Consider the following 7910-nt stretch of genomic DNA (forward strand, 5'->3'; position numbering starts at 1 on the left):
AAGGCGGAACGCACTATTGGATAATTGCCAATTATAGGAAAAATATATCCACAGCGCATTTAATTATGTTTTACATAATTATTTCCCGCGTGACGCTGGCGACGGCGCACATGCGCGCCGCCAGCGTTTACTGCGCTCAGACGCTCACGGCCGGATCTGCGGCGCCACGCCGTCGTTGGCGACCGTGCCTTCGACATTGCCGAAATACACGTCCAGATCCTGCTTGGGATGGAAGTTGCGCAGCTTGACTTGCAAGGTGGTGGGATTGATCTTGCTGAACGTGCCGGGGAAGCACAGGCTGACCAGCTCGTCCGGCTTGCCCTTGATCAAGTTCAAGGTAAAGTCTTCGATGCCATTCTTCCAGGTATTACCCGTCGTCAAAATGTACGAGACCCACACGGCATTGACGAAGCCGCTTTCGCCCTGCTTGGCGGCCAGGCGGTTCCACGTCTTGTAGAAGGCCTTGTCGCCGCAGTATTTCTTTTCAAACTCGTTGCCATCGCCCAGGTAGGACGCGCCCGGACCGGCCGCGACGAATGGCGCATATTGATGGCGCACGCGCACGACTTTGCCGGCGGGGAATTTCTGCTGCCACAGGTAGATGACTTTCACGGTCCAGGCCGGTACCCATTCCTCGTCGTACAGCTGGGCCAGCAAGCCTTCGCGGATCATGATCTTGCTCTGCGCAGCCGTCAGCGGCGCCACCTTCTTGTCGAACGGCGTATGCGACGGAAAATAGGCGATCTGCGCGTCCGACAAGCCCAGCTGATGCAAGCGGGCCGTCACGTCATTGCTGTCGAGCTTGGCGACAAACGTCGTCTGATACGCCTTGCGCTTGCCGTCCACCTCGACGGAAAACTGCTGCGGCTGGCCGTAATACGTGGGCGAGCCATGGTAGCCGGAAGAGTATTCGGGCAGGGGGAAGAAGATCGTCTCTTCCACATCCGCTTTCGACTCGTTGAGGAATTCATACTCGACCTTGATCAATTCCGCGCTCACGCTGAGCACTTCCTTTTTCATGGCCACGGCATCGGTCTTGCCGAACAGGATGCCGCCCGCGCTGACCGAGCCGATGCCGTCGTTGGCCATGGCTGGCGCCGAACACGCGAGCGCCAGCACGGCTGCAGCCAGCACGGTATGCACGCGCATCACGCGGCCTTGCCCGGTGCGGGGTCGATACGCCGCTGCAGCACGAAGATCGGTTGCGCCCATTGGGTATCCTTTTTCTTCTTGCTGGTAATCAAGGTCAGTTCCGATGGATCGTAGACATCCGTGTTGTGCGTCAACGGCGTCGTCATCAGGTACTGCGCTTCCGTGTTTTTCAGGAACTCGCCGACCAATTGGATATTGCGGATGTCGAGGTGGGCAAACGGTTCATCGATGAAGACGAAGCCGCCGGAACCGTCTTCCGATTTCAGCAAGCCGATCAGCAGCACCAGCGACTTCATCACCTGCTGGCCGCCCGACGCTTCGCCATCGTTCATGCCGATGACGCCCTTGCCGTCGAACTTGAAGCGCACGTGCAAGCCCGCCTGCGACAGCTGCACGTCGTCGTTTTCCAGGCGCACGGGGTCGGCATGCACTTCGATGCCGGCCAGTTCGCCCAGCTCCTTGATGTTCTTGCTGTAGGTCTTGATGGTGTAGCGCAAGCGTTCCATGTAGGCGCCGCGGGCATTGCCCGTCGCTTCGATGGCGCGGTTGTTCTGGTAGCGGCGCTCGTCCGTTTCCGACTGGCGGCCATGCAACTGGTCCGACAGGCGGTGGTGCTGGTCGATGACGGTGGCGTCCAGTTCCCAGTCGTCGCGCGCCAGGCTGCTTTGCAGGCTGGCCACGCGCAAGTCGACCTGGTGCGCATTCTGGTGTTCGGCCACGAGCGCCGCGCGGCGCGCGGGACGGCGCCAGCTTTTCGGCAAGTGGCGCCACGCATGGCGCAGGGCCAGCAAGGCGCGCGCGTGCTCGGCGCGCTGCTCGATCTGCTTCTTGTAGCCCAGGCGCGAACCCGCTTCCGCTTCGGACAGGGCCAGGCGCGCGTTCTGCCACACCGTATCGGCGCGCGTGCGCGCCACGGTGGCGTTCTTCGTCAGGTTCTGCAGCTCGCCCAGGCGGCCGCCCACTTCCAGGCGCTCTTCCTTCAGCGGCTTCGAATTGCGCAGCGCTTCGGCAAATTCTTCCTGGCGCGCACTGAGTTCCTTGGCCGCGTCGACGCCGGCGATGCGCGCTTTCAAGGCGCCCACTTCGGCCGCCAGTTTCGAGATCGCCAGGGTCAGGGTATCTTCCTGTCCTTCCAGGCCCGGCAGCGAGCGCAGCAGCGCTTCCAGGCGGCCGCTGCGGCCGGCCTGGCCGAAGCGGTAGCGCGACGCTTCCACGAACAGGGAGCGCCCGCCGCGGCGTTCGCGGTGGTAGGCCTCGGGCGTGATCCATTCCTCATGGTTGCCCAGCTTGAAACCGGCCTCGACGGAGTCGACCCTGGCAATGCGCGACAGCTGCTCGATCAGCCAGCTGGGCACGGGTGCGGAAAATTTCACCACCGCCAGCAGGCTCTCGTCCTTGGCCACGGGCGCCGTGACCAGGTCGGGCACGATGAAGTGGCGATAGCGCTCCTTCTCGGCCAAACGGTAGGCGGCAGCCGCATCCTTGGCCTTGTCCAGCAGCACCACCGAAGCGTAACCGCCCAGCACGCCTTCGACGGCGCCCTGCCAGCGGCTGTCCGTCACTTCGACGATATCGGACAGCATGGCGTGGCCGATGCCCGCGTCGCGCAGCGCGCGGCGCATGCCGCGCACATTGTCCGGCTCAGGCATGGCCGTCTTGCCTTGCAGCGCGGCAATCGTCGCCTGCTCGCCCGCAATGCGCGCCGACAGGGCGTCGCGCTGCTGGCGCTGGCGCAGCAATTCCGCTTCCTTCTGTTCCAGCTGGGCCGCCACTTCGGCGATGTCGCTGCCCGAATCGGCCGCCAGCTTGTGCAAGCGGTCTTTCTGCTCGAGCAGGCTGTCCAGCGGTTTGAGCTTGCTGTTGATCAGGCTCAAACGGCTCTGCAAGCCGATCGATTCCTGTTCCAGCAAGGTTTCATTCATCTGCGCGTCGGACAGGGCTTTCGCCTGCGCGGCCAGCGCATTGCGTTTATCCATCAGCTGCTGGTCCGCCTGCGCCATCGGTTTGCGCGCATCGCGCAATTGGCGGCTGGCCGCGGCGGCCTTTTCGCGCGCCTCGTGGTACTGCAGGCTGGGCAGCACTTCTTCCAGCAGGTTGCGGCGCTCTTTGTGCAGGCCTTCCCACTGGTGATAATTGGCCACGCGCAGGCGCAGGCCTTCCAGGTTGGTTTTCGACGCTTCGAGTTCCGTCTCGAAACGTTTCAGTTCCACTTCCGTGTCGCGCTGGTGGCGCTTGGCTTCGTCGTAGGCGTCCAGCACTTCCTTGTCGCCGAACACCTGGAACACCAGGTCGAGCAGCTGGCGCGGCGCGTATTCGCACAATTTGTCCGTCTCGCCCTGCTCCAGCGCCAGCACTTTCGACATGGCGGGCGACAGGCCCGCATTGGCCAGGCGCTTGCGGTAGTTTTCCACGCCCAGCCAGTCGTTGGCATCCGTGATGTCCTCGATCTGTACATTGCCCGGACGCATCAGATACTGGCGCTTCCAGTCGCCGCCGTTCTTCTGGATCTGGCAAAACAGGGTCACTTCATCGTCGCTGAAGAAGCCGGAACTGCGGAACGGACGGTTCGACAGCTGCTTGCCCACGTTCTTGTTGTCGACCACGGCGCGCAGCCAGGCCGTCTGCTGGCCCGAGTGGCGCGCATAGTGCTTGTAGGTGCGGCCCATCGAGCAGTCGAGGCCGAACAAGGTGCGCAAGGCGTCGAGCAAGGTGGTCTTGCCCGAGCCGTTCTGCCCCGCGATGGTGATGATCTTCGCGTCGAGCGGAATATTCTTGATGCGCTGCCAGTAATCCCAGTGCACCAGTTCAAGTGATTTGATATGAAACATGGGCGCTTTCAGTGAGGGAGGTCGGACGACGATACGTCGCCGGCATCGCCGGCGTCGGGCGAGTCGCCGATGTCGGCGGACAGGTCGTCCGCCAGGTCGGCGTCGAGCAGCGAATCGCCGCTGACGGCCACCAGGCGCGACGGCGCGCGCTTGAACACGTCGGCCAGGGCACCATTGATGATGCGCTCTTTCAACACGTCCGTGTCCATCATCAGGTCCAGCAGCGGACCTTCCAGGATAAAGTCGCCGCGCCGCTCGATGAAGCCCAGCTTGGCCAAGGTGCCCAGGTTCATGTCCATGCGCGTCTTCTTGCCCAGCTTGTCGCCGAAGTCCGACAGCAGCGCCTTGTAGGAAATGCCGATCGACGCATCTTCCGCGCGCGGCAGCGGTTTTTCCGTGCCAAACATATCGTTCTGGTCATCGTCCGCGTGCTGGTGCGTTTCCTGACGTTCGCGCTTGGGCAGGATGATCTGCGCCCACAGCACCACCAGCAAGGCCACGCCATCGCGGGCCAGGCCGAAATTATTGTTTTGCCACACGTCGCGCGCGCCGAAGATCTTCGGCTCGATGGTGCGCGTCAGGGCCAGCGTGACATGGTCGGCATACACGTTGTCGAGCAGTTTCAAGCCGCAGGCCAGCAGGCGCGCATCGATCTCGGCGCGGAACAGCTCGTCGGACAGCACGCGCTTGACGAGCTTGTCGTCGCGGCGCAGGGTTTGATGCGTGAGCAGGCGCGCAATCAGGATTTGGGAATCGTCATTCATCAAAGGTGGCGCCATCTAAATCAAGTGAAACATTCAGTGAAAGCGAGGCGATCGACATGGCCGCCACGTGGGGGTCGGTCAGCTGGACCATCTCGTCGGTCGGTGTAAAGGTAATCGGCAGGCGGGCCAGTTCGGCCGTCGAGCCTTGCAAGCTCGCTTCGGATACATCGCCCAGCAGCGGCAGCATCGAGGCGCGGTAGGACGCCACGGCAAAGCTGGCCGGCAGCAGCGAATCCTGCACGGGCACCGATTTCGGCCCTTCTTCGACTATGCTGGGGAAATTGCCCAGGCTGGCAAAGTTGGACAGGCGTTCGAGCAAATCATCGAGTTCGAGCTGCATGGCGGGTCCGTCGCTGATGGTGGTGGGCGCGTCCTCGCCGCTGGGCAGGCCCGTGTTGGTCACGCCTGCCGCCCGTTCGGACAGCAGTTCCGTTTCGGCCACGTCGATCATCTCGGCCGGCGTGGAGAACAGGGGTACGACGGGCTGGTCGATGGCGCCCTCGGCCAGGCTGGCCAGGTCCTCATGCAGCAGGAGCCAGCGCTTGATATCCGTGGTCGACAGGCCCGACTGCCCCAGGTGGACCCGCTGGCGCTCGATCTGGTTCAGCGCGCGCGAAAACATGCCTTGCATGTTCAGCAATTTGCTTTGCGCGCGGCCGATGGCTTGCGCCGCCTTGTGCGTGGCGCTGTCCGCGTTTTCATCGGACGTGATGGCCACGAGGATCTCGGACCCCTTCTCGACCCAGTCGCAGGCCATGTTCCACTTCGCTTGCGCCGTGCGCAGGCGGAATTCGGAACCGGAGGCGATGGCGTCGGAAAATTCCTCCGTCAAGTCCACCAGGCGGCCCAGCAAATGTTGCAATTGCTCCACCGACACGCCGCCCACGGCTTGCGCACCAGCCACCTGCGACAGCAGGAAACCCATTTCCGCCTCGTCTTCCGTCTGGCCCAGGCCCAGCAGGCTGTCGATGGCGGACAGCACATTGCGCGCCATGGGCGTGACGCGGTACACGCCCTGCTGCGCATCCCAGGCCAGCAACTGGTTCGAGCGCAGGCGCAGCAAGACCGTTTCCAGGCTTTCCGGCAACAGATACGCGAGTTTCGTGTTGATATCGGCGCGCGTATAGGCAGAGGTCGCCGCATCGGACGCCAGCTCGCGCAACACCAGCAGACGCACCAGCACGCCATCGAAACCGCCATGAAACAGGGCCGTAAACACTTGCAGCAAGGGCTGTGCCCGCTTCAAGTGAAAAACTTGCTCGATTTCATCGGCCGAAATATTGGGCTGGAAATGCGCCTGCAAGGAATCGTGATGCTCTTGCTCTGTCTGATTTGCATCCGTAGCCACGGCTGCACTTGCCATTATATCAATCATTCTTTTCCGGATGAGTGTTCAGCGGGCGGCGCAGCGGGCTAACGCAGCGCTGCGGGGCGGGGGCGTCAGTATATCAGTTCTGACATGCAATTTAGCGTGCGGGAGGGGGCAGTGCGGGCTGCCAAGTCCTTGAGTGTTGTATTGACGGAAACCCCAACGGCGCAGATGGCCGCTTCCCGCGGAAGCGGGATGCCCCCGCCGGGCGCATCCCCCCGCCGGGCCCGCACCCGGTTTCCGCATCCGGGCTGGTAATCTGACGCAAAAACACGTAGCAAGCACTTACTTCTTGACGATCTTCTGCAAGGTTTGCTCCACGTAATCGCCCCCGTCCGCATCGGCGAACGTCACCTTCACGGGATACCATTCCAGCGACGGCGCCAGCCACAGGTCCACTTGCTGGCCCTTCTTGTCCGGCGGCGGCGCCTTGACCAGGTGGATGGCGGCGACCTCCCCCATGCCCGTGGCTACCGGCTCTTCCTTGACGACCTTGAAGACCCAGGGCTCGGCATCGTGCGCGCCGGCGACAAAAAAGGCCCATTCCGAGCCGGGGACGAATTTCTCGGGCGCGGCGCGCGCCACGCTGGCCAGTTGCCAGACGGCGCTGTTGCGGTCCTGTTCGCCGCCTTTCAGCGGATACGTTTCATCGCCTTCGCCAAACACGATGGTCTTGCTGTCGCGCTTGAAGGTGGTCGTGACGGCATCCTTGCGGAAGCGCTTTTCCACGAATTGAAACGGCGCCAGGCCGTAGTCATCGACCGTGCCTTCGCTGCGCTGCTCGAGGATCTTGCCGAACAGGGCAGCCTTGGTTTCGGCCAGCAGCGCATACTTGCCGTCGCCCACGCGCCAGTTGCTGACCGATTCGCCCGACAAGCCGATGCCGCGCTGCCTGGCCTTGATCGAATAGACGAGGTCTGCCGATGGCGCCAGCTTGTACGGGCGCTTGATGACGGGATGCTCCACGGGCGCGTCGGCCATGGCGGGTGTCAGGGTGGCGGCCAGCACGCCGGCGGCCAGCAAGTGTTTCAAGGTGTTCAGAGTCATCATTTATTTTCCTGTAGCGTCATTGACGGTGATCTTGGTGACGGTTTGCGTGGTCAAAGCCCCGCTCGCCTCGGTATTGCGTATTTGTACCGGATACCACTGCATGGACGGCGCCAGCCAGATATCGAGCTGCGACGAATACGTGCCCGGTTTCGGCGGCCGGCGCAGGTGCCAGGTCACCAGGCGGCCCATTTGGGTGTCCAGTTCTTCCTCGCCCACCAGCTGGAAACGGAACACGGTCGCTTCCTTTTCCTCGCCGACGAGGATATCGATATTGCCCACCAGCTGGTTGACGTCGGCGCGGCCGATGGCGGCCAGCTGGAACGGCACGCTGGCCTTGTCTTGCGCCCCTTCCTGCCACGGCGCCGTGGCCGTCGTGGCGGAAAACGTGATGGCCTTGGCGTCGCGGTTGAAATGCGTGGCCGTTTGCGCGCGGCCCTTGCGTTTCTCCGTGGCCGTGACGGGCACGACGCCCGTGTCGTCGATCACGCCCTCGCTCGTCAGCACCAGCAGGTTGATGCGCGTGATCAGCATGCTCAAGCCCACTTCCAGCTTCAGCTGATACGTCGCGCCCCGGTTGTCCCACGCCATGGCGGCCACGCCCTGCCACCTGGTGCCGTCCGCATCGCGCCGGTCCACATGCAGGTCGAACCGGGCCGAGGTTGTTTAATGATACGGCGACCGCCGAGACCTACACCTTGTAGATCGCGCTTGCCCGACGCGACGCGCTTCCGATCTTGCCACGGCGGG

At 63.0% G+C, this 7910-nt stretch carries 6 protein-coding genes; all 6 read right to left on the reverse strand.

From position 1 onward, the window contains the following. Positions 1-144: 144 nt before the first annotated feature. Positions 145-1149, reverse strand: coding sequence for a DUF4424 family protein (locus GCN74_RS12750; RefSeq protein ID WP_193317062.1), 1005 nt, complete (start codon positions 1147-1149; stop codon positions 145-147). Then, positions 1149-3980, reverse strand: a complete 2832-nt coding sequence (locus GCN74_RS12755; protein ID WP_152257027.1) for an ATP-binding protein — start codon at positions 3978-3980, stop codon at positions 1149-1151. Before GCN74_RS12755 ends, GCN74_RS12750 begins: the two co-directional genes overlap by 1 nt. A gap of 8 nt (positions 3981-3988) precedes the next feature. Continuing rightward, positions 3989-4744, reverse strand: a complete 756-nt coding sequence (locus GCN74_RS12760; RefSeq protein WP_152257028.1) for a hypothetical protein — start codon at positions 4742-4744, stop codon at positions 3989-3991. Further along, positions 4737-6107: a hypothetical protein gene (locus GCN74_RS12765; protein WP_152257040.1), complete on the reverse strand. Its 1371-nt coding sequence runs from the start codon at positions 6105-6107 to the stop codon at positions 4737-4739. The genes GCN74_RS12760 and GCN74_RS12765 overlap by 8 nt, the downstream gene beginning before the upstream one ends. A 291-nt stretch (positions 6108-6398) precedes the next feature. Then, positions 6399-7163, reverse strand: a complete 765-nt coding sequence (locus GCN74_RS12770; protein ID WP_152257029.1) for a DUF3108 domain-containing protein — start codon at positions 7161-7163, stop codon at positions 6399-6401. Next, positions 7164-7805, reverse strand: a complete 642-nt coding sequence (locus GCN74_RS12775) for a DUF3108 domain-containing protein (RefSeq protein WP_226939018.1) — start codon at positions 7803-7805, stop codon at positions 7164-7166. Between the last annotated feature and the right edge of the window lie 105 nt (positions 7806-7910).

It is taken from the genome of Janthinobacterium sp. FT14W, assembly GCF_009208755.1.
Lineage (GTDB): Bacteria > Pseudomonadota > Gammaproteobacteria > Burkholderiales > Burkholderiaceae_D > Janthinobacterium > Janthinobacterium violaceinigrum.

Coding starts and splice junctions, on each gene's coding strand:
- GCN74_RS12750 (WP_193317062.1), bottom strand. CDS start 1,149: ATGCGCGTGCATACCGTGCTGGCTGCAGCCGTGCTGGCGCTCGCGTGT.
- GCN74_RS12755 (WP_152257027.1), bottom strand. CDS start 3,980: ATGTTTCATATCAAATCACTTGAACTGGTGCACTGGGATTACTGGCAG.
- GCN74_RS12760 (WP_152257028.1), bottom strand. CDS start 4,744: ATGAATGACGATTCCCAAATCCTGATTGCGCGCCTGCTCACGCATCAA.
- GCN74_RS12765 (WP_152257040.1), bottom strand. CDS start 6,107: ATGGCAAGTGCAGCCGTGGCTACGGATGCAAATCAGACAGAGCAAGAG.
- GCN74_RS12770 (WP_152257029.1), bottom strand. CDS start 7,163: ATGATGACTCTGAACACCTTGAAACACTTGCTGGCCGCCGGCGTGCTG.